Below are 21,198 nucleotides of genomic sequence, written 5' to 3'. Positions count from 1 at the left end.
GTGGAAACCCCGCAGGCCCCGCGGCCGGTGGGAGCAACGCTACTTCACGACCAGAATGTCGCAGTCCGTATTGCGCAGCAGGAACGTCGAAATCGAGCCCAGTAGCGCGTACTTAATTGAGGACAGGCCGCGTGCGCCGCAGAGCACCAGATCGGGCTTGACCACGTCGAGCATCTCATCCTTGAGCGTCTCACGAATGCGGCCGGTGCGAATCATGACCTCGACCTCGGGAATGTCGGGATTGGCCTTGGCCTCCTCGAGTTGCTTGGCGATGGAGTTGTTAAAGGCCTCCTCCAAGCCGTTGACCAGGTCGACCGGATAGGAACCGGCGCTCTCGAGCGCGGTGGAGTCGATAACGTGGCCGATGATCAGCTTAGCGCCGTTGTTCGCGGCGACCTTGATGGCGCGTGCGAGCACAAAATCCTGCTGCTCAGTACCGTCGAGTGAAACAAATACCTTGGTATAGCCCTCGTTCATGGTTTCCTCCTTGGTCTATCGCACGGGCGCGGGGCTCGTGCGTCGGGCGGGCGCGGGCGCGTTGGCCGCCGGACACTTTATCTTGTTGCAGTTATACCCAAGGATTTCGGTTTGACCGCTCGCAATTCTGTGAACGGGCGAGTTTTTTGGTAAGGGTAGGCACAGGCGTGCCGCCAACGGTTGATAATGGGACATCGCCCGCACCGTCCGCAGAACATCTACCGGCGGGTGTCTAATGAGGGGGTCCCTTTGGATATCATCGAGCTTCTAAAATCTGCCTTCATGGGCCTGGTCGAGGGCATCACCGAATGGCTGCCTGTTTCGTCGACCGGTCACATGATCTTGGTGGACGAGTTCGTCAAGATGAACGTGAGCGAGACGTTCTGGAATATGTTCCTGGTTGTGATTCAGCTTGGTGCCATTTTGGCCGTCTGCGTCCTGTTCTTCCATGAGCTCAACCCGTTCTCGCCCAGCAAGGGCAAGGAGGGCCGTCGCGACACCTGGGTGCTGTGGGGCAAGATTGTGCTCGGCTGCATTCCCGCCGCGGCGATCGGTCTGCCGCTCAACGACTGGATGGAGGAGCATTTCTACAATGCTCCCGTCGTGGCGCTGGCGCTCATTGTGTACGGCGTACTGTTTATCGTGATTGAGAACTGGCGCGCGAGCAAGCGCGAGGAAATGGCCGTTGCCGGTTCGTTTGGTTCGCGTGCTGTGGTGGCGGGCGGACGTCCCGCCGGTGCGCACTTTGCGGCGCCCGCCGCGGCTACCGCTGAGGATGAGGACGATGACGAGAATTTGGACTTTGGCTCCATCGCCACGCTCGAGGACCTGAGTTGGAAGACTGCGCTGGGTATCGGCTGCTTCCAGGTGCTTTCGCTGGTGCCTGGTACGTCTCGTTCCGGTTCTACCATCATCGGTGGCCTGCTTTTGGGCTGCACGCGTTCGGTGGCGTCCAAGTTTACGTTCTTCCTGGCCATCCCTGTCATGTTTGGCGCGAGTGCGCTCAAACTGGTCAAGTACTTCATCAAGGGCGGTACGTTCGGCGCCAACGAGGTCGCAATCTTGGGCGTGGGCTGTGTTGTGGCCTTTGTGGTTTCGCTTATCGCCATCAAGTGGCTCATGGGCTTCGTCCGCCGTCACGACTTCAAGTGCTTCGGCGTCTACCGCATCATCCTGGGCATCGTAGTGCTCGCATACTTCTTCGTTCTGGAGCCTATGCTCGGCCTCTAACTTGGTTGACGCTGCGCGACGGCCAGAGCGACAACTTGTCATTCAAAGGGGGCGGCATGGCCAAAAGGTCTATGCCGCCCTTTTTCATGCCAATTTGTTCGCTCTGGCCGCCGCTCGCTGCCGTTGCCATGACATCGGTGGCTCCCTGATTGGTGCATTGGGGTCAGGTTACTTTGCAGCAACATGGTGCAAAGCAACCTGACCCCAATGCACCAAATCGGCCGGGGCGGGCCTGACGGCGGCGCACGGAGTCGTGGTGTGATTTGCGTCGGTGTCCGCACGGCTCGGTATACTGGTACGGCTCAAACTATGGCGCTGCCCGCAGGCGCGCCGTCCGTCAGATGAGGAGTCGCCCATGACCCAGCCCCTGCCCTGGGAAAAGAACACTGCGGTACCCGTGCCGCCCGCGCCGGAACCCGTGCCGCTCGATGCGTACACCGCCCCCGCCGCGCCGGAACCCGAGCTCGTTCCGCTCGACATCTACGACGCCCCGGCTCCGGCACCCAAACCTGCCAAGCCGCTCGTCGATATCGATAGCCTGAACCCCGCCCAGCGCGAGGCGGTCCTGACCACCGAGGGCCCGCTGCTGGTTCTTGCCGGCGCCGGCTCGGGCAAGACCCGCGTCCTGACCTTCCGCATCGCGCACATGCTTGGCGACCTGGGCGTTAAGCCTTGGCAGGTTCTTGCCATCACGTTTACCAACAAGGCCGCGGCCGAGATGCGCGAGCGTCTGGCAGCGCTCATCCCCAGTGGCACTCGCGGCATGTGGGTGTGCACCTTCCACGCCATGTGCGTGCGCATGCTGCGCGAGGACGCCGACCTGCTGGGCTACACCGGGCAGTTCACCATCTACGACGATGACGACTCAAAGCGCATGGTGCGCGACATTATGCAGACGCTCGGCATTGAGCAAAAGCAGTTCCCCATCAACATGATCCGCAGCAAGATCAGCTCGGCTAAAAACGCCATGATCGGGCCCGAGGACATGCTCAAATCCGCCGACAGCCCTAATGACAAAAAGGCTGCGCAGGTCTATCTGGAGCTGGAGCGCCGCCTGCGCGCCGCCAACGCGATGGACTTCGACGACCTGCTCGTGCGCACGCTCGAGCTGCTGCGCACCCGCCCCGAGGTGCTCGACAAGTACCAGGAGCGCTTCCGCTACATTAGCGTCGACGAGTATCAGGACACCAACCACGTCCAGTACGAGATCGCCAACCTGCTGGCCGCCAAGTACCAAAACCTCATGGTTGTGGGCGACGACGACCAGTCCATTTATAGCTGGCGTGGTGCCGACATCACCAATATCCTGGACTTTGAGAAGGACTTTAAAGACTGCAAGACCGTCAAGCTGGAGCAGAACTACCGCTCCACGGGTCATATCCTGAGCGCCGCCAACGCCGTGGTGCGCCACAACTCGCAGCGCAAGGACAAACGCCTGTTTACGGCCGAGGGCGACGGCGAGAAGATCCAGGCCTTCCAGGCGAGCGATGAGCGCGATGAGGGCCGCTGGATTGCCGGCGAGATCGAAAAGCTGCACTCCAAGGGCACAAGCTACGACGACATCGCCGTGTTCTACCGCACCAACGCCCAGTCGCGTATTCTCGAAGATATGTTCCTGCGCGCGGGCGTACCCTACAAGATCGTGGGCGGCACGCGATTCTTCGACCGCGCCGAGATCCGCGACGTCATGGCCTACCTCAAGATGATTGTGAACCCGGCAGATGAGATGAGCGTCAAGCGTGTCATCAATACGCCGCGACGCGGTATCGGCTCCACCTCGATCCAAAAGATTGAGCAGCTGGCGCGCGATAACCGCTGCTCGTTCTTCCAGGCCTGCGAGATCGCGACGGCCGAGACGGGCATGTTTAGCGCCAAGGTGCGTAACGGCCTGTCGAGTTTTGTGGCGCTGGTGCGCGAGGGCCGTCGCATGGACGGCGAGCTCAAGGACGTCGTCGAGATGATTGTCGACAAAACGGGCCTGCTGCAGGCGTTCCGCGCCGAGGGCACCATGGAGTCTGAGAGCCGCGCCGAGAACATTCAGGAATTCTTGGGCGTTGCTGCCGAATTTGAAGAGACGCACGAGGATATCGAGGGTACGCTCGAGAGCTTGGAAGAGCTGCGCGCGGCTGGCGTTGCCGATGTACCGGCCGGCGCCGAGTCCGAGCCCGTCGTGGTGAGCGCGCCTGCGCCTGAACCGGGGCCGTCTGCCCCGGCATCCTCGTTTGAGGCGCTCGTTGGCGCGCGTGATGCCGCGGGTTCCAATCCGCTCGATAGCCTGGCGGCCCCGGCGCTTTCTCCGCAGGATGCTCTGGCTGCCGCCATCGCGGGCAATGCCTATGCCGCGCCGACGGAGCTGCCCGCGGGTGCCGTGCATGCCGACGAGATTGAGCGCACCTATGGCCCGCTTACCTGCAAGGCGCTGCCCGCCCTCATGGAGTGGCTGGCCCTGCGTTCCGACCTGGATTCTCTTGCCGGCGAGACGCATGCCATTACCATGATGACTATCCACTCCGCCAAGGGCCTGGAGTTCCCTGCGGTCTTCGTTGCCGGCATGGAGGAGGGCATCTTCCCGCACGTGCACGACTTTGGCGGCAGCGACGATCCGGGCAAGCTCGAGGAAGAGCGTCGCCTGGCCTACGTTGCCATCACGCGTGCCCGTAAGCGACTGTTCTTGACCTATGCGGCCACACGTCGCACCTACGGTTCGACCTCTGCCAACCCGCGCTCGCGCTTCCTCAACGAGATTCCGTTTGAGGATATCGAGTTTAGCGGTATCGGCTCTGCCGGTTTTGAGGGCACGGGCTGGGAGAAGCGCGGCGACCGTCACGGCACCTTTGGCTCGGGCATGGGCTCGGACATGTATGGCGGCAAGGTGTTTGGCTCGCATACGCGCTCGACCGGCGGTTCCGGTTCGCGCGGCGGATCGAGCTTTGACGATTTCTTTGGCGGCAGCAGCTACGGGACCGAGCGCCATCGTGGGGTTTCGCCCGATGCCGGCCGTGTTGCCTCGACCTTTGGCTCGGGCGCGCCGCGAGCCAAAAAGCCCTCGTCCAAGGTGTCCCCGACGGTGGAGCGCAAGGTCGATCGCGCCAGCGCATCGCAGGACTTTGCCGCGGGCGATACCGTGAGCCACAAGACCTTTGGCACGGGTACCGTGATCTCGGTCGCTGGAGACATGATCGAGGTCCAATTCGAAAAGACCGGCCAGACCAAAAAGCTTATGAAGGGCTTCGCACCTATAGTGAAACTGACCTAGGCGGCTTTCCCAGGCACGGCACCTCGGCCTTCAATCGTCGGGCATGACCTCAAGGTCTATGCCCTCCTCTTTCAGGCCGATCTGCCGCACCTGGAAAACCCGTACATCCAGCTAGGCGGGCGTATGGGGCAACATCGCCTGCTTGGGCAGTCCTGCGCAAGACGGAGAGCACATTAAGTGCTCTCCTTTGCGTGCGGAACTCGCGATCGATGTTGCCCTATACGCCCGCCCAGGTCCTTGGGTAACGTTGCTGGACGAACGTCGCTTTGCTCGTTCGCTTTTTGGTCTGGAGAGCCGGGTGGGCTGATAGATTAATAGATATGAGTAGGGGCTCCCCCGTTGAAGAACGGGGGAGCCCCTTGTTGCGTTTGGGTTGTTGGTGCGACCTAGAGGTGGCTGATGATCAGTTCCATCTTGCCTTCGAGGTCGATGGAACTGACGGTGCTGGGTGCCAGCAGGTGGCTTCCCTTGTGGACGGGGTCGCCGCAGACGGTGCCTTCGCCGTCGATGACCGATAGGCACATGAAGGGCCAACGCTGGTCGAGGGTCTTGCTGCCGTCGACGCGCACGCGATCGACGGTGTAGCAGGAGTTAGACTCGAGCTCGGTCACGCCGTCCACCTCGGGCGCGGTCACCGTGCCGTCGATCGGTGCCTGAACGTCAAAATCGATGCAATCGAGGCTCTGCTCAATGTGCAGGGGGCGCAGCTTGCCGTCGGTGCCGGGACGGTCGTAGTCGTACAGGCGATACGTCACGTCGCTCGACTGCTGCGTCTCCAAAATGAGCGTGCCGGTCTTGATGGCGTGCACGGTACCGGAATCAATCTGGAAAAAGTCGCCCTTGTGGATCGGCAGTACGTTGAGCATGTCGTCCCAGCGGCCGTCCTCGATCATCTGCGCGGCCTCGGCGCGGTCATGCGCGCGCTGGCCGACGATGATTGTGGCGCCGGGCTCGCAATCCAGCACATACCAGCACTCGGTTTTGCCCAGACTGCCGTTCTCGTGCTTGGCGGCGTACTCGTCGTTGGGATGAATCTGGATCGAAAGGTCGTCCTTGGCGTCCAGAATCTTAATGAGCAGCGGGAACTCCTTACCCTCGCAGTTGCCAAAGAGCTCGCGGTGCTCGGCCCACAGCCACGACAGCGTGTGGCCTGCATACGGGCCCTCCGCAATCTGGCAGTCACCGTTGGGGTGGGCCGAGATGGCCCAACACTCACCGATGGGACCCTCGGGAATGTCGTAACCAAATACGGTTTCGAGTTGACGGCCGCCCCAGATCTTCTCGTGGAAGATCGGCGTCAGTTTAATCAAATCGGACATGTTCATACTCCCATTGTGCTGCGTGGGCGCCGCGTAAAACTGCTCAAAACGAGCGCCCGCATGACTACAAAAACCTATGCCAACGTTACGTTGTACAACTCAAAGCGGTCGCCAACGTTGCGCGAGACCGAATACTCAAAGGCGGCGCCGCTATCCAAGAAGCCAATCTGGGTGAGCTCGAGCAAGGGAGAGCCGGGTTTGGTATCCAGGCGCTCAGCTTCTTCCTCGGTTGCTGCCACGGCGCGAATGGTACGGTGAAAGCTCGAAATCTTCAGCCCACATTGCTCGCGGATGAAGCGGTAGAGCGATCCGTACAGGTCCTTCTTTTTAAGGCCTGGAATCAGCTCGAGGGGCATGTAGGTGTACTCGATAACGATGGGCTTCTCATCGGCCTGACGCACGCGCACGACGTGATAGGCAAAGTCATCCTCGGCAATTCCCAGCTGGGCTGCGATGTCCGCTGGTGGATTAACGATCGAGAAATCGTAGACCACCGAGGTCACCTTCTCCCCGCGGTGCTCATACGAAAAACCCTGGGCACGGTCGTTTTTGCCCTGAAAAAACGCCTGGCCGGGAAGCCCCGCCGTGTCCTTAACGTAGGTACCCGATCCACGACGGCTGGTAATAAGACCTTCCTCGGTGATTCGCTCGATAGCTCGTTTGACGGTGATTTTGGAAACGCTATAGAGCTCGCAGAACTCAACGACGGTGGGAAGCTTATCGCCCGGTTTAAGAGCGCCATCCTCGATACTTCGACGAATATCTGCAGCTATCGCCTCGTATTTGGGAGTCAAGGAACCTCCTTTCCAACTTGATTGAGAATAAAAGAAAGTATAGTCAACGCCTAAGTATCTCTATTGAGTTATTGAAAAGTTCGAGAAAGATAAAATCAAAAGACGCCCCGCTTGTAAAATCAGAGCGTTTTAAATGATAAACATCTGAGTAGTGTCGTGTTGAGGAATGATCGGTCCGAGGACAGGACCGAACCGATATAGCGGCCAGCGAACCGAATCTCGTGCTCTGCGTTTCCCCAGATATAACCTGCCAAAACAAACCTGTCCCTTTTTGGTAGGTTTTTGCCTTGGGAGCGGTACCATACAGGCAATGTTTAAACGAGAAAGGTGGGCTCCCATGGAACCTAAGCAGTACTACATCGGCATTGACGTCGGCGGCACTTCGGTTAAGGAGGGCCTGTTCGACGAGGACGGCAACCTGCTTGCCAAGGCCAGCGTGCCCACGCCTCCTATCGTTGACGCTGCGGGCTTTGCCGCGGTGACCGAGGCTATCGACCAGGTGGTCGCCAAGGCACAGATTCCGCGTGCCTTTGTGGCGGGCATTGGCCTGGCCGTTCCGTGTCCCATCCCGGCATCGGGCGATGCCAAGGTCAAGGCCAACATTGCCATTAACCTGCCCGAGCTGAGGATCGCCATTCAAAAGCACTGCCCCGACGCGGTCGTTAAGTACGAGAACGACGCCAACGCCGCTGCCATGGGCGAGGCCTGGCTCGGTTCTGCCAAGGGCGTGCAGAACGTGGTGATGGTCACCATCGGTACCGGCGTGGGCGGCGGCGTTATCGTCAACGGCGACGTAGTGTCGGGCGTTGTGGGTGCTGGCGGTGAGATTGGCCACATGTGCCTGAACCCGGCTGAGGAGCGCACCTGCGGCTGTGGCGGCCATGGCCATCTGGAGCAGTATTCCAGCGCCACCGGTGTGGTGAGCAACTACCTTGCTGAGTGCAAGAAAGCGGGCGTCGAGCCCATCGAGCTCACCGGGCCTTCTGATTCCAAGGACGTGTTCCAGGCCTGCCGCGAGGGTGACAAGCTTGCGCTGGCAGCTGCCGATACCATGGCCGACTACCTCGGCCGTGCCCTGGCGCTTATTGCCAACGTGGTTGACCCCGAGATGTTCCTGATCGGTGGCGGCGCGTCCGCTTCGGCCGATGTCTACCTCGACAAGGTCCGCGAGCACTTCCAGCGCTACGCGCTTTCCGCCTCACGCGAGACGCCCATTAAGGTCGCTTCGCTCGGCAACGATGCCGGCATCATCGGTGCCGCCTACGTAGCCCTGCGCGCCGCCGGTAAATAGCTGGTGCAAGGGGGTCAGGTTACTTTGCACCAACATGGTGTAAAAGGGACAGCCTTGGCCCCCGTGCCTACCCCAAAATATGCCGTGGCCCTTCCGTCTGCGAAGGCTCGGCATCGGCGTGCTACCATAGCTACGTCCAAGTACACATATCAAGTGGAGGATATCCATGGCAAACGTTCTTGTCTTTGGTCACCAGAACCCCGATAACGACGCCATCATGAGCGCCGTCGTCCTGTCCCAGCTGCTCAACCAGGTTGAGTATGCCGGCAACACCTACGAGGCCTGCGCCCTTGGTCAGCTTCCGGCAGAGTCCGCCAAGCTGCTCGCCGACGCCGGCATCGCCGAGCCCCGCGTGATCGAGTCCGTCGAGGCCGGTCAGCTCGTCGTCCTCACCGACCACAACGAGTCCGCCCAGTCCGTCGCCGGCCTTAAGGACGCCACGGTCTTTGGTGTCGTCGACCATCACCGCATCGGCGACTTCGAGACCGCCGGCCCGCTGCACTACATCTGCCTGCCCTGGGGCTCCAGCTGCACCATCGTCACCAAGCTCGCCGACGTGCTCGGCGTTGAGCTTTCCGACGTCCAGGCCAAGCTGCTGCTCTCGGCCATGATGACCGACACGCTCATGCTCAAGAGCCCCACCACCACCGCTGTCGACCGCACCGTCGCCGCCAAGCTCGGCGAGCAGGTGGGCGTCGACCCGGTCAAGTTTGGCATGGAGGTCTTCCTCACCCGTCCGTCCGGCTCCTTCACCGCAGCCGAGATGGTCGGCAACGACATCAAGATGTTCGAGCCCGCCGGCAAGAAGCTGCTCATCGGCCAGTACGAGACCGTCGACAAGAGCCGCGCGCTCGGCATGATCGACGAGATTCGCGAGGCCATGCGCGCCTACGCCGCCGAGAAGGGTGCTGACGGCATTGTCCTGTGCATCACCGACATCATGGAGGAGGGCTCGCAGGTCCTGCTCGAGGGCGAGACCGAGGCCGCTCAGAAGGGCCTGGGCATTGCCGACGAGCACGACGGCGTCTGGATGCCGGGTGTCCTCTCCCGTAAGAAGCAGGTCGCTGCCCCCATCATGGCCGCCTGCTAGGTTTAGTTGACCAAACGCCACGACCGGATCGCGGACGCCCCGCGCTCCGGTCGTTTTTTTGTGCACGGCGCCGCATCGTCTCTTGGACAGGCGTGCCCGTGCCGTTGAGCAAATAATGTTCAACCTGTGGTTCCGCTTTTCGGCCGCGCCTGCGCGCTTGTCGTGCAGGGTAGGCTAGATGCAAGCGTAATACGTTAGAGCGCGGCGCCGCCACTTGGGCGGGCCGTGCTTTTTTAAGACGGGAGCCATCCCGTGAAAGGAGCCGCCCATGGCAGCAACCGAGCAGCTGTTCAACGTTCGTGAGCGCAAGCGCTTTGAGCGTCACGATATCTGGGAGCGCATCGCCGAGAACGGCACGATTTCCGCCGCCGTCATGGTGATCGCTGCCATCGCCGCCGTTATCTGTGCCAACACCGATGCCTACGAGGCCATCCATCACTTTTTGGAGACCCCGCTGTATGTGGGGCTGGGCAACCTTACGGCCGGCCTCACCGTCGAGCTTTTCGTCAATGACTTCCTCATGGCGATTTTCTTTTTGTTGGTGGGTATTGAGCTTAAGTACGAGATGACGGTCGGCGAGCTCAAGAATCCGCGTCAGGCCATGCTCCCCATGCTGGCGGCCGTGGGCGGCGTCGTCGTTCCCGCCTGCATCTACCTAATCTTTAACCATGCCGGCGCCCACAACGGTTGGGCCATCCCCATGGCAACCGATATTGCCTTTGCGCTGGGCGTGCTGTCGCTTTTGGGCAACCGCGTGCCCAACGGCGTGCGCGTGTTCTTCTCGACGCTCGCCATTGCCGACGACCTGATCTCCATCGCCGCCATCGCCATCTTCTACGGTCAGAGCCCCAATCCGTTTTGGTTGGGCGCCGCCGCGCTTGTGACCTGCGCGCTCGTGTGGCTCAACAAGACGCAGCACTACCGTCTTGCGCCGTATACGTTGCTGGGTCTGCTGCTGTGGTTCTGCATGTTCAAGAGCGGCGTACATGCCACGCTTGCCGGCGTCATCCTGGCCTTTACTATCCCGGCCAAGTGCGGCGTTAAGCTCGATAGCCTTACCGAGTGGCTGGGTGAGTGCCTGCCGTTGCTCGACGACCGCTACGACGACGAGACACACATCTTGGGCCAGCACGACTTTACCGTCTCGACCACCAGGGTCGAGCGCGTCATGCACCGCGTGACCCCGCCGCTCATGCGCATGGAGCGTCTGATCTCCACGCCGGTCAACTTTGTGATCCTGCCCATCTTTGCGTTTGTGAACGCGCAGGTTCGCCTGGTGGGCGTGGACATGAGCACGCTGCTGACCGATCCGGTGACGCTCGGCGTGTACTTTGGCATGCTGCTGGGCAAGCCCATCGGTATCTTTGGCATGACGTTTGCCCTGGTTAAGCTCAAGATCTCCGAGCTGCCGCACAACGTTAACTGGCACATGATCGCCGGCGTGGGCATTCTGGGCGGCATTGGCTTTACCATGTCGATTCTCATCAGCGGCCTTGCCTTCCCGACGGCCCAGTTCGAGGTTCTGGCTGCCAAGGCCGCCATCCTTGCCGGTTCGGTCACCGCTGCCGTGCTCGGCATGATCTACATGAGCGTGGTCTGCAAACACCCCGCGCCCAAGGGCGAGTAAAAGCACATACAAGTTTGAAAACGCCGCCTGTGAACACCATCACAAGCGGCGTTTTAGTCAATGGGGACGTTCTTAAATGACTAGGTTTATTCCACCGTTCCGTAGACGGCGCCCCAGCCGTGGGCGGCCAAGGCGGAGTTGAGCTGGTCGCAAAGTGACTGGCGGTTGTAATAGCCGGGCGGTAGCAGGTTGACGATTTCCATGAGGTCGGGTGCCAGGTCTAAGATTTCGGCCTGCACGATCAGATCCAGGCGGTCGATGGCGTGGCGGTCGTAAAACAGTCCGTCGACCAGGCGCTGCAGGTCGCCGAATTCCTCGGCCTGGAACGATCCGTACTCCATAGTGCCTCCTTGGGCGCCCCACGCCGGCATGCGCGGCGATTCGTAATTTATTGCGATGGACTTAATCTATCACGGCTTCATAACGTTGTGGCGGTGGCGGTCTATACTTAGACGAACTGCAACGTACCGCTCCGCGAAAGGTCGCACCCCATGCAGACGATCTACCAGAAGATGGAAACCACCGAACTCGATGCCGCCATCGAGGCGCTCAAAGCCGAGGTCGCCGAGGTCAAGGCCAAGGGCCTGGCGCTCGACATGGCCCGCGGCAAGCCGTCGCCCTCCCAGGTGGACATCTCTCGACCCATGCTCGATATCCTCAATGCCGATGCCGATCTGCACGACGGCAACGTCGACTGCTCAAACTACGGTTGCTTTGAGGGCATTCCCTCGGCACGCAAGCTGGCGGGGGAGTTCCTGGGTTGCCCTGCCGAGCAGACGCTCGTACTGGGTTCGTCGAGCCTTCTGATCGAGCACGATATCGCCGGCATGTTTTGGCGCTGCGGTTCGTGCGGCAGCGAGCCTTGGGAGGCTTACGAGGCCGCGCACGACGGCAAGAAAGTCAAGTTCCTGTGCCCTGTTCCCGGCTACGACCGTCACTTTGGCATCACCGCCGACCTGGGTATCGAGAATGTCCCCGTCGCGATGACCGACAACGGCCCCGACATGGACGAGGTCGAGCGTCTGGTTGCCGCCGACGACTCCATCAAGGGCATCTGGTGCGTGCCCAAGTATTCCAACCCCACGGGCATCACCTTTAGCGAGGACACCGTGCGTCGCCTGGTCGAGATGCCCACGGCCGCGCCCGATTTCCGCATCTTCTGGGACAACGCCTACTGCGTGCACGACCTGTACGACGAGACCGACGAGCTCGCCAATATCTTCGACCTCGCTCGCGCGGCGGGCACCGAGGACCGCGTGGTGGCTTTTGCCTCGACGTCCAAGATTACCTTCCCGGGCGCCGGCATCGGCTTCATCGGTGCGAGCCCCGCGGTCATCGCCGAGTTCTCCAAGCGCCTGAAGGCCGGCCTCATCAGCGCCGACAAGCTCAACCAGCTGCGCCACGTGCGCTTCCTTCCCACCATCGAGGCGGTCAAGGAGCACATGAAAAAGCATGCCGAGTTCCTGCGTCCGCGCTTTGAGGCCGTTGAGCGCAAGCTCACCGAGGGCCTGGGCGATACGGGCTGTGCCACCTGGACGCACCCCCGCGGCGGCTACTTTGTAAGCTTCGATGGTCCCGAGGGCTCGGCCCAGAAGGTCGCCGCGCTTTGCGCCGACCTGGGCGTCAAGCTCACGCCGGCCGGTGCCACCTGGCCCTATGGCAAGGATCCGCGCGATACCAACATCCGTATTGCGCCGAGCTATCCCACGGTCGAGGACCTGGAGGCCGCGCTCGACGTGCTGGTGCTGGCCGTTAAGCTTGTCGCTGCCGAGCTTGCTCGTGCCGAGCGCGCCTAACGCCTAGGGCCCCGCAAGTCCGCGCCCAGTACTATCCGCACTTTCGATACGTAAAGGAGCGTATACATGGATTTGGGTATTTCCACCAACCCCACGCCGGAGATCTACACCATTAAGGTAACCGGCGAGATCGATATCTCTAACGCCGATAGCCTGCGCAATGCTATCGACCTGGCGCTCGAGCAGCCCACTGAGGCCGTTGAGCTCGATTTTGCCCAGGTGAGCTACATCGATTCGACGGGCATTGGCGTGCTCGTGGGCGCCGCGCACCACGCGGTCGACCACGGCAAGCGCTTTAGCTGCACCAATGTGCAGCCCCAGGTGATGCGCGTGGTTCAGCTGTTGGGTGTCGACCAGGAGATTTCGATCACCGCAGCATAATCTTTGCCCCCAAAAGGGCGTGCCGTTTGGCATATGTTTGTGATGCGCTCGGACGTTTTGGCGTCCGGGCGCTATACTTGACCGAATGAATAGACGAGTTCCGGCCGAATGGCGCGGTGCGGGCTCGACTCACATCGAGCCTTGGAGGTATGTGTGTTTGGTATTGGAGAGGGTGAGCTCGCGATCATCGTGGTCTTCGGCTTTTTGCTGTTTGGCCCGGATAAGCTCCCGCAGATGGGCCGCACAATCGGCCGTGCCATCCGTCAGTTCCGCGAGACGCAGGAAAAGATGACGGCCGTTGTTCAGTCCGAGATTATCGATCCGGTAAGCGAGGCCGCGTCGGCCCCGGTCAAGCCCAAGAAGGCTGCCGTCGATGACGATTCCGATGCGGACGAGGGTGCCGTCGAGACGGCTGCGCCCGCAAAGAAGGAGACTTTTGCCGAGCGCCGTGCCCGCCTTGCCGCCGAGAAGGCTGCGAGCGAGGGTGCTGCTGAGGGCGAGGGCGCCGAGCCTGCCGCTGCTGCCGATACCGCCGTCGAGCCCGAGCCCGAGCCTGCTGCAGAGCCCGAGCCGGAGCCGGCAGAGCCCACGACGGCTGATCTCTATGCCCGTCGCCCCCGCAAGCGCAAGGCCGTCGTCGACCAGCTCGCCCGCGAGCTCGAGGCCGAGGACGACGCCGCTGCCGCCGCTGCCCCGAAGGGAGGCGATGAGTAATGCCTATCGGACCTGCGCGTATGCCGCTCTTCGATCACCTGGGAGAGCTCCGTCGCCGCCTGACCATCGTGGTCGTCTCGGTGTTTGCCGCAGCTATCGTGTTGTATTTCGCCACGCCCGTGGTGCTCGACATCCTGGAAGACCCCATCCGCTCCTTTGTGCCGGATGGCAAGTTCTACATCACCACCACACTCGGCGGCTTTGGCTTGCGCTTCTCGCTGGCCATCAAGATGGCCGTGGTCATGTGCACGCCCATGATTATCTGGCAGATTCTGGCGTTTTTCCTGCCGGCGCTTCGCCCCAACGAGCGCAAGTGGGTCGTGCCCACGGTGCTCGCCTCGACGGTGCTGTTCTTCCTGGGCGCAATCTTTTGCTACTTCATCATCATTCCCGCGGGCTTTGAGTGGCTCATCGGCGAGACCTCGGCCGTCGCTACGGCGCTGCCCGACCTGGAGAACTACGTCAACATGGAGCTGCTCTTTATGATCGGCTTTGGTGTGGCGTTTGAGCTGCCGCTCATCATCTTCTACCTGTCCGTTTTCCACATCGTGTCCTACGCGGCCTTCCGCAGCGCCTGGCGCTACGTGTACGTAGGCCTGCTCGTGGGTTCGGCTGTGATCACGCCCGACGGCTCGCCCGTCACCCTGGGCCTTATGTACGGCGCCCTGCTCTCGCTCTACGAGATTTCGCTTGCCATTGCCCGTGTGGTCATTACCGCGCGCGAGGGCAAGGAGGGCCTGTTTGTGAGCCGTCTGGACCTGTTCTCGGACGATGAGGACGACGAGGAGTAAATCGGTATGCACGAGGTTGGCATTGTCAACGGCATACTCGATACAGTGATTCGCGCGGCGCGTGGGGCGGGGGCCTCGCGCGCCGTTTTGGTAACGCTGCGTATCGGGGATATGACCGAAGTCGTGCGCGAGGCGCTCGACTTTGCGTGGGAGACGTTTCGCGACGAGGATCCGCTCACGCAAGGCTGCGAGCTTGCCGTGAAGGAAGTCCATCCGCAAAGCGAGTGCCTGGATTGCGGCGAGGTTTTCGAGCATGATCGCTTTCATTGTCGTTGTCCCCAGTGTGGCGGCGCCAACGTGCGCCTGCTGCACGGTCGCGAGCTCGACATCGCAAGTATCGAAATCGAAACCCCCGACGATTAGCCCGCTAGCCATCTGGTGATGGGGTATAAAGGGGCCAAAGTAAGGAGTGCCGAGTATGGCCGAGAAAACGATTGATATCGCGTCGCCGATTCTGTCGCGCAATGAGCGTCTGGCAGATCAGCTGCGTCAGCGATTTAAAGAGACAAACACCTATGTGATCAATGTGCTGTCGAGCCCCGGCTCGGGTAAGACCACCACGATTTTGGGCACCAACGAGCGCCTACGCGACAAGGCCGGCCTGCGTTGCGCCGTCATCGAGGGCGATATCGCCTCGGACGTCGACGCCATCACCATGAAGGAAGCCGGCATGCCCGCCATCCAGATCAATACGGGCGGCCTGTGCCATCTCGAGGGCAACATGATCATGGAGGCCGTCGACGCGTTCGACCAGGCGGTGGGCCTTCAAAACATCGACGTCATCTTTATCGAAAACGTGGGTAACCTGGTCTGCCCAGTCGACTTTGACCTGGGCGAGAACCTGTCCATCATGATTCTTTCGGTGCCCGAGGGCGACGACAAGCCTATCAAGTACCCGGGCATCTTCCAACACGCCGGCGCGCAGCTGCTCAACAAGGTCGACGTGGCTCCGGCTTTCGATTTTGACATGGATAGGTATACTAAGACACTCGATGACCTCAATCCGCAGGCGCCGCGGTTTGCCGTGAGCGCGCGCAAGGGCGAGGGCATGGATGCCTGGTGTGATTGGCTCATCGGGCAGATTGAGCAAGCAAGGGCGTAAGTCGGCCGCCATACGGGCGGGCGTAGCCGCAGAGATACGAGATAGGAGCCTCTTTTGAAGCTCATCATCGCCGAGAAAAACGACGCCGCGCGTCAGATCGCCGAGCGGCTGTCCACGGGCAAGCCCAAAAAGGACAAGGTGTACAACACCGCCATCTACCGTTTTGAGTGGAAGGGCGAGGAGTGCGTGACGATCGGTCTTGCCGGTCACATCCTTGCGCCCGATTTTTGCGACAGCGTGCTGTTCGATAAAAAGCTGGGCTGGTATTCGGTCACCGAGGACGGCGAGATGCTGCCGGCCGACATACCCGATGGCCTGGCGCGTCCGCCCTACGACACCAAGCGCAAGCCGTTTCTTGCCGATGGCATCTCAATCAAGGGCTGGAAACTCGAGAGCCTGCCTTACCTCACCTGGGCGCCCGTCATTAAGCTACCGGCCGAGAAGGAGCTCATTCGCTCGCTCAAGAACCTTGCCAAGAAGTCTGACAGCGTCATCATCGCCACGGACTTCGACCGCGAGGGCGAGCTGATTGGCTCGGATGCTCTCAACAAGGTGCGCGAGGTTGCGCCGGACTTGCCGGTCGCCCGCGCCCAGTACTCTTCGTTTACCAAGGCCGAGATCACGCAGGCCTTCGATAACCTCGTCACGCTCGACCAGAATCTGGCCGACGCCGGCGAGAGCCGTCAGCACATCGACCTCATCTGGGGCGCGGTGCTCACGCGCTATCTGACGCTCGCCAAGTTCGGTGGCTTTGGTAACGTGCGCTCTGCCGGCCGCGTGCAGACGCCGACGCTCGCCCTGGTGGTTGAGCGCGAGCGCGAGCGCATGGCGTTTGTGCCCGAGGACTATTGGCAGATTCGCGGCATGGGTGCCGCGCAGGGCGCTGCCGAGGACGACCGCTTTAAGATCGCGCACAAGACGGCGCGTTTTACCGACAAGGATGCTGCCGAGACGGCGTACGGCCATGTCGACGGCGTCGCGACGGCGACCGTTGCCGCGGTGACCAAGCGCTCGCGCAAGCAACAGCCGCCCACGCCGTTTGCGACCACCTCGCTGCAGGCTGCCGCCGCGGCCGAGGGTATCTCGCCTGCGCGTACGATGCGCATCGCCGAGTCCCTCTACATGGCCGGTCTCATCAGCTACCCGCGTGTCGACAATACCGTGTACCCTGCGACGCTCGATCTGGGCGCCGTGGTGAGCGACCTGGCAAAGATCAACCCGGCGCTGGCGCCCGTGTGCAAAAAGGTGCTCGCCGGTCCCATGAAGCCCACGCGCGGCAAGGTCGAGACCACCGACCACCCGCCTATCTATCCCACGGGCGAGGGCGATCCGTCCACGCTCGATGGCGGTCAGCGCAAGCTCTACGATCTCATCGCCCGTCGCTTCCTGGCAACGCTTATGGGTCCCGCGACCATCGAGAACACCAAGCTCGAGCTCGACGTCAACGGCGAGCCGTTCGTGGCCTCGGGCGACGTGCTCGTGACCCCTGGCTTCCGCGAGGCCTATCCGTACGGCCTTAAGCGCGACGAGCAGATGCCGCCGCTGGAGCAGGGCGATACGGTCGACGTGTTCGACATTAAGCTCGAGGCCAAGCAGACCGAGCCGCCCGCGCGCTATAGCCAGGGCAAGCTCGTTCAGGAGATGGAAAAGCGCGGCCTGGGTACCAAGTCCACGCGCGCGAGCATCATCGAGCGTCTGTACGCCGTGCGCTATCTCAAAAATGATCCCGTTGAGCCGAGCCAGCTAGGCATCGCCATCATCGACGCGCTGACGCAGTTTGCCCCGCGCATCACGAGCCCCGATATGACCAGCGAGCTCGATGGCGATATGACCCGTGTGGAGCGCGGCGAGGATACCGAAGAGCATGTCGTGACGCACTCGCGCGCGCTGCTGGCTGGCGTGCTCGACGAGCTGCTCAAGCACACACAGGAGCTGGGCGACGCCATCAGCGACGCCGTCACGGCCGATGCGCGCGTGGGCGCCTGCCCCAAGTGCGGCAAGGACCTGGTTATGAAGACGAGCGCCAAGACCCGCGGCAGCTTTATCGGCTGCATGGGCTGGCCCGACTGCGACGTGACCTATCCGGTGCCGAGCGGCGTCAAGGTCAGCCCGCTCGAGGGTGAGGCGGCCGTGTGCCCCGAGTGCGGCGCGCCGCGCATTAAGTGCCAGCCGTTCCGCCAGAAGGCCTTCGAGATTTGCGTGAACCCCACGTGCCCCACCAACTACGAGCCCGACCTTAAGGTGGGCGAGTGCAAGGTGTGCGCCGAGGCGGGACGCCATGGCGACCTAATCGCGCACAAGAGCGAAAAGAGCGGCAAGCGCTTTATCCGCTGCACCAACTACGACGACTGCGGCGTGAGCTATCCACTGCCGGCGCGCGGTAAGCTCGAGGCGACGGGCGAGACCTGCCCCGAGTGCGGCGCCCCCATCGTGGTGGTCAACACGGCGCGCGGCCCGTGGCGCATCTGCGTCAACATGGACTGCCCGACCAAGGAGAAGAGGCCCGCCCGCGGCCGTAAGACTGCGACCAAGGCGAGCACGGCGAAGAAGACGACGGCGGGAAAGAAGACGACGGTGGCAAAGAAGGCCACGGCGGCCAAGAAGACGGCCGCCAAAAAGACGACGGCCAAGAAGTCGACTACCAAAAAGACTGCTGCCGACAAGTAACCGAGCACATATAGACACGGCGGGGCCGGGCGCGCAAATGCAAATGCGCGCCCGGCCCCACTTCTAAGTTGCGGTGAAATAGGGACTGTTTTTGCTGGCAAAAGGCCTAATCAATCCCTATTTCACCGCAAGTTTTGATCAGTTGTTGGGATTATTTCACCTCGACGGGTGCGGCGCCGGGGTAGCGGTCCTCAAAGTCCAGACGGTATTTGTTGTCGTTGGTGCCCGCTACGTTGTCGCGCGCCAGCGGCGCCACGATCTCGTCCTTGTGGTTGGCGGGGCTGGAGTATTCAAGGCTGATCTCCCAGGCATCGCAAATGACGTCAATGCGATTCTCCAAGTCGTCGTAGAGCGTGATGATATCTTTCCACGAGCTGTAGTTCTGCGAGTCGATGGGAACATCCAGGTCCTCGACCTCGTCCTTGAGGTCGCCGATCTGATCCTCGAGCGCCTCGGCGGCATCGCTGGCCGACTGACGCGAGCTTCGGTCATCCTTGAGATAGTACGTGTTAAACGTGGTGGCGCAGTCGCGAACCTGCTGATCAAGATCGGAGAGCCTGCTGTAGTAGGAGCTCAGCTGGTCGTAGACGTTCTGCTCGCTGATGGTGGCGGCATCGTGGACGTCATCGTCATCATCATTGTCAAGCTTGTTGGGGTCGCCCTTGACGGACGCATCGTCATTATCGTGGTCGATCTTGACCTTCTCGATCGTCGTGCCCTCGGTATCATCGGCGCCCTTGTCGAAAGGCTTGATCATAAAGAACACGACGAGCGCGATAATCACGACGATTAGCGCGGCGATGATGCCGATGAGCAGGGCGTTGTTGTTTTTGGGCGCGGCGGGAGCACCGGCCTGCGGAGCGGCGGTCGGTATGGGCTGCTGCGGCGCGGAGCCGGCTGGTGTCGCCCATTGCTGCGTCGCGCCAACTTCCGGCTGGGGAGCGGGCGCTGGCTGATGAGCGGACTGCACGGTCATGTCCGCCTGCTGGGGCTGAGTCGCCGTGGGCTGCTGCGCAGGCTGAACCGTGGTCGCGGCGGTGTCGAAGGCGGCATCGGACGCAGCGGCATGTTCGGCTGCCTGCGCATCCTCTTGCGACTGAGAGGCCTGGCCATCATCGGTTGCCGGCGTTCCGCAGTTGGTGCAGAAGCGCTCGTCGTCTTTCAGAAGCTTGCCACAATGGGTGCAAAACCGGGGCATGATGGTTCCTTCCATTCGATGTGTTGGCTAGATTATAAGGTGGTTCAGGTGCGGTTGGGCCGCTCCGGCCCAACTGGTTATGCGAGGATGATCGTGCCGCGCAAGCCCTGTCGCATGCGTCACAATGAGTGCGGCGTGCTGGGTGTCCGGCGCGGCCGTTTATCGACGGCTCGGTAGAATGCGATGGTGGGGAGTGAGTCTGTGTACTGCGGCGAGCAAGGTCGGGGTGGCGGCGATAACGTGGAGGCGTTCCAGTTCCCGCCGGGGGATGCGCCCCTCGCTGCGCGCGATTGCTCGCGTCGGGTGTTTTGTGCCGGGATGTTGACCGGAGCGCTTGCCTCGGTGATGAGTCTCGGCGGTTGTGCCGCGCGCCGCAACGAGGCTGAGGGCTCCGCTGTCCCTGTCAAACAAAAAGCGAATCATGCGTCCGCTCAAAAGACGGAAGCTGTCGCCTGGGCTTCTTGGATTGCCGGCCTTCAGCAAGATGTCGAAGCCCTTGTCGAGCCGTATGGTGGGTCTGCCTCGGTCTATGCTGTGGCGCTTGATTCTCAAACGTTCGCGTCGCTCGATGGTGAAGTCGCTGTGGCGCCGGACGCGCGACGTGCGGCGGCAAGCATCATCAAGCTTCCCATTCTCGCTTGTGCGCTCGAGGCCGTGACGGCGGGCGAGCTGTCCCTCGACGAGCAGATAACGGTAACGCAACAGGATATCGTGGGTGGCAGCGGTAACATTCAGTCGCGCGGCGCGGGTGTGTCGTACAGTATTGACGAGCTGCTGTGCGCCATGATCGCCCAGAGCGATAACGTGGCAGCGAACCTTGTTATCGGCAGGCTTGGCATGGATACGGTCAACGAAACGTGTGCCGCATTGGGGCTGACCCAGACCGTGCTCGCTCGTTTGATGATGGACGCCGAGGCCCAGGCACAAGGTCGCGAGAACTATACGAGCGCCCGTGATGCTGCGGCCGTGTTGCAGCGGCTGGCGGCGGGGACAATCGCGACGCCCGGGCTGTGCGATCGAGCGCGCGGATATCTGCTGGCGCAGGAGGACACGCGCGGTATTGTCGAGGGCGTTCCCGGCGGCGTTTTGGTCGCGCACAAAACGGGCAGCCTGACGAATGCTCAGCACGATGTCGCAATCGTCTACGCCGAGCGCCCTTACGTGCTGGCAATCCTCACCCAAGACCTCGAACGCGAACAGGCCCTAGCCCTCGAGCGCGACATTTCCTTCGCCATCTACGCTCGCGCCCACTCCTAACTTGCGGTGAAATAGGGATTGTATTTGCTGCTAGAAGGCGTATTTAGTCCCTATTTCACCGCAACTTAGAGGGTTGACAGTTAGGGACGTTCCTTTTCGGCCGGCACTTTAGGAACGTCCCTAACTGTCGCCTAGTCATTTAAGAACGTCCCCAATGACTAGGTGGGATTTGGGGTGCGCCGGACGCTGGGGTATCATGGCTTGGTTG

Annotated in this window: 18 protein-coding genes; 13 read left to right on the top strand and 5 right to left on the bottom strand. The window is 61.6% G+C overall.

Annotation, left to right across the window (positions count from 1 at the left end):
• Positions 1-39: 39 nt before the first annotated feature.
• Positions 40-477, bottom strand: a complete 438-nt coding sequence (locus tag AAAX36_RS04935; RefSeq protein ID WP_055285548.1) for a universal stress protein — start codon at positions 475-477, stop codon at positions 40-42.
• A 249-nt stretch (positions 478-726) separates the two neighbouring features.
• On the opposite strand from AAAX36_RS04935, the gene AAAX36_RS04930 reads away from it, so the two are divergent.
• Positions 727-1,707, top strand: coding sequence for an undecaprenyl-diphosphate phosphatase (locus AAAX36_RS04930; RefSeq protein ID WP_349070464.1), 981 nt, complete (start codon positions 727-729; stop codon positions 1,705-1,707).
• A 355-nt stretch (positions 1,708-2,062) separates the two neighbouring features.
• On the top strand, positions 2,063-4,963 hold the full coding sequence (locus tag AAAX36_RS04925) for a UvrD-helicase domain-containing protein (protein WP_349074352.1): 2,901 nt from the start codon (positions 2,063-2,065) through the stop codon (positions 4,961-4,963).
• A gap of 386 nt (positions 4,964-5,349) precedes the next feature.
• On the opposite strand, the gene AAAX36_RS04920 is transcribed toward AAAX36_RS04925, so the two are convergent.
• Both AAAX36_RS04920 and AAAX36_RS04915 read right to left on the bottom strand, forming a co-directional pair.
• Positions 5,350-6,288: a type I phosphomannose isomerase catalytic subunit gene (locus tag AAAX36_RS04920; RefSeq protein ID WP_349074349.1), complete on the bottom strand. Its 939-nt coding sequence runs from the start codon at positions 6,286-6,288 to the stop codon at positions 5,350-5,352.
• A gap of 68 nt (positions 6,289-6,356) precedes the next feature.
• Positions 6,357-7,076 carry a GntR family transcriptional regulator gene (locus tag AAAX36_RS04915; RefSeq protein WP_349074347.1) on the bottom strand — a complete coding sequence of 240 codons (720 nt, stop codon included), beginning with the start codon at positions 7,074-7,076 and terminating at the stop codon, positions 6,357-6,359.
• A 337-nt stretch (positions 7,077-7,413) separates the two neighbouring features.
• Here AAAX36_RS04915 and AAAX36_RS04910 point away from each other — a divergent pair, with 337 nt between their 5' ends.
• The 3 genes from AAAX36_RS04910 (at position 7,414) to nhaA (ending at position 11,084) form a co-directional block, all read left to right on the top strand.
• Positions 7,414-8,367, top strand: a complete 954-nt coding sequence (locus AAAX36_RS04910; RefSeq protein WP_230320274.1) for an ROK family protein — start codon at positions 7,414-7,416, stop codon at positions 8,365-8,367.
• A 166-nt stretch (positions 8,368-8,533) separates the two neighbouring features.
• Positions 8,534-9,457, top strand: a complete 924-nt coding sequence (locus tag AAAX36_RS04905; RefSeq protein ID WP_349074345.1) for a manganese-dependent inorganic pyrophosphatase — start codon at positions 8,534-8,536, stop codon at positions 9,455-9,457.
• Between the two features lie 268 nt (positions 9,458-9,725).
• On the top strand, positions 9,726-11,084 hold the full coding sequence (gene nhaA / locus AAAX36_RS04900; RefSeq protein ID WP_349074344.1) for a Na+/H+ antiporter NhaA: 1,359 nt from the start codon (positions 9,726-9,728) through the stop codon (positions 11,082-11,084).
• 86 nt (positions 11,085-11,170) lie between these two features.
• Here the strand turns inward: nhaA and AAAX36_RS04895 are convergent, their stop codons facing one another.
• Positions 11,171-11,425, bottom strand: coding sequence for a hypothetical protein (locus tag AAAX36_RS04895; RefSeq protein WP_349074341.1), 255 nt, complete (start codon positions 11,423-11,425; stop codon positions 11,171-11,173).
• 150 nt (positions 11,426-11,575) lie between these two features.
• On the opposite strand from AAAX36_RS04895, the gene AAAX36_RS04890 reads away from it, so the two are divergent.
• The 7 genes from AAAX36_RS04890 to AAAX36_RS04860 all read left to right on the top strand — a co-directional run bounded on the left by AAAX36_RS04890 (position 11,576) and on the right by AAAX36_RS04860 (position 18,535).
• Entirely contained in the window at positions 11,576-12,880 is a 1,305-nt protein-coding gene (locus AAAX36_RS04890; RefSeq protein WP_022093863.1) for an aminotransferase class I/II-fold pyridoxal phosphate-dependent enzyme, read from the top strand.
• 66 nt (positions 12,881-12,946) lie between these two features.
• Entirely contained in the window at positions 12,947-13,261 is a 315-nt protein-coding gene (locus AAAX36_RS04885; RefSeq protein WP_117769921.1) for an STAS domain-containing protein, read from the top strand.
• A 153-nt stretch (positions 13,262-13,414) separates the two neighbouring features.
• Positions 13,415-13,975: a twin-arginine translocase TatA/TatE family subunit gene (locus tag AAAX36_RS04880; protein ID WP_349074339.1), complete on the top strand. Its 561-nt coding sequence runs from the start codon at positions 13,415-13,417 to the stop codon at positions 13,973-13,975.
• Positions 13,975-14,766, top strand: a complete 792-nt coding sequence (gene tatC, locus AAAX36_RS04875; protein ID WP_055285525.1) for a twin-arginine translocase subunit TatC — start codon at positions 13,975-13,977, stop codon at positions 14,764-14,766. The genes AAAX36_RS04880 and tatC overlap by 1 nt, the downstream gene beginning before the upstream one ends.
• Before the next feature lie 6 nt (positions 14,767-14,772).
• Positions 14,773-15,129 (top strand): hydrogenase maturation nickel metallochaperone HypA, encoded by a 357-nt coding sequence (gene hypA / locus AAAX36_RS04870; RefSeq protein WP_055310412.1) that lies wholly within the window; start codon positions 14,773-14,775, stop codon positions 15,127-15,129.
• 55 nt (positions 15,130-15,184) lie between these two features.
• A complete protein-coding gene (gene hypB / locus AAAX36_RS04865) occupies positions 15,185-15,868 on the top strand; it encodes a hydrogenase nickel incorporation protein HypB (protein ID WP_055310413.1) in 684 nt (227 codons plus the stop codon).
• A gap of 54 nt (positions 15,869-15,922) precedes the next feature.
• Positions 15,923-18,535 (top strand): DNA topoisomerase I, encoded by a 2,613-nt coding sequence (locus AAAX36_RS04860; protein ID WP_349074336.1) that lies wholly within the window; start codon positions 15,923-15,925, stop codon positions 18,533-18,535.
• Between the two features lie 151 nt (positions 18,536-18,686).
• Here the strand turns inward: AAAX36_RS04860 and AAAX36_RS04855 are convergent, their stop codons facing one another.
• A complete protein-coding gene (locus tag AAAX36_RS04855) occupies positions 18,687-19,733 on the bottom strand; it encodes a zinc ribbon domain-containing protein (protein ID WP_349074333.1) in 1,047 nt (348 codons plus the stop codon).
• 201 nt (positions 19,734-19,934) lie between these two features.
• Here AAAX36_RS04855 and AAAX36_RS04850 point away from each other — a divergent pair, with 201 nt between their 5' ends.
• Complete coding sequence (locus tag AAAX36_RS04850; protein WP_349074332.1) at positions 19,935-20,990, top strand: serine hydrolase; 1,056 nt, start codon at positions 19,935-19,937, stop codon at positions 20,988-20,990.
• Positions 20,991-21,198: the final 208 nt, after the last annotated feature.

The sequence above is a fragment of the Collinsella sp. CLA-ER-H10 genome, from assembly GCF_040092475.1.
GTDB lineage: Bacteria > Actinomycetota > Coriobacteriia > Coriobacteriales > Coriobacteriaceae > Collinsella.
This window is presented reverse-complemented; position numbering and strand designations above follow the sequence as displayed.

Bases quoted from the DNA above. Each gene is read 5' to 3' on its own strand.
- nhaA (WP_349074344.1), top strand. From the start codon at position 9,726: ATGGCAGCAACCGAGCAGCTGTTCAACGTTCGTGAGCGCAAGCGCTTT.
- AAAX36_RS04935 (WP_055285548.1), bottom strand. From the start codon at position 477: ATGAACGAGGGCTATACCAAGGTATTTGTTTCACTCGACGGTACTGAG.
- AAAX36_RS04925 (WP_349074352.1), top strand. From the start codon at position 2,063: ATGACCCAGCCCCTGCCCTGGGAAAAGAACACTGCGGTACCCGTGCCG.
- hypB (WP_055310413.1), top strand. From the start codon at position 15,185: ATGGCCGAGAAAACGATTGATATCGCGTCGCCGATTCTGTCGCGCAAT.
- hypA (WP_055310412.1), top strand. From the start codon at position 14,773: ATGCACGAGGTTGGCATTGTCAACGGCATACTCGATACAGTGATTCGC.
- AAAX36_RS04890 (WP_022093863.1), top strand. From the start codon at position 11,576: ATGCAGACGATCTACCAGAAGATGGAAACCACCGAACTCGATGCCGCC.
- AAAX36_RS04855 (WP_349074333.1), bottom strand. From the start codon at position 19,733: ATGCCCCGGTTTTGCACCCATTGTGGCAAGCTTCTGAAAGACGACGAG.
- tatC (WP_055285525.1), top strand. From the start codon at position 13,975: ATGCCTATCGGACCTGCGCGTATGCCGCTCTTCGATCACCTGGGAGAG.
- AAAX36_RS04920 (WP_349074349.1), bottom strand. From the start codon at position 6,288: ATGAACATGTCCGATTTGATTAAACTGACGCCGATCTTCCACGAGAAG.
- AAAX36_RS04905 (WP_349074345.1), top strand. From the start codon at position 8,534: ATGGCAAACGTTCTTGTCTTTGGTCACCAGAACCCCGATAACGACGCC.
- AAAX36_RS04910 (WP_230320274.1), top strand. From the start codon at position 7,414: ATGGAACCTAAGCAGTACTACATCGGCATTGACGTCGGCGGCACTTCG.
- AAAX36_RS04885 (WP_117769921.1), top strand. From the start codon at position 12,947: ATGGATTTGGGTATTTCCACCAACCCCACGCCGGAGATCTACACCATT.
- AAAX36_RS04895 (WP_349074341.1), bottom strand. From the start codon at position 11,425: ATGGAGTACGGATCGTTCCAGGCCGAGGAATTCGGCGACCTGCAGCGC.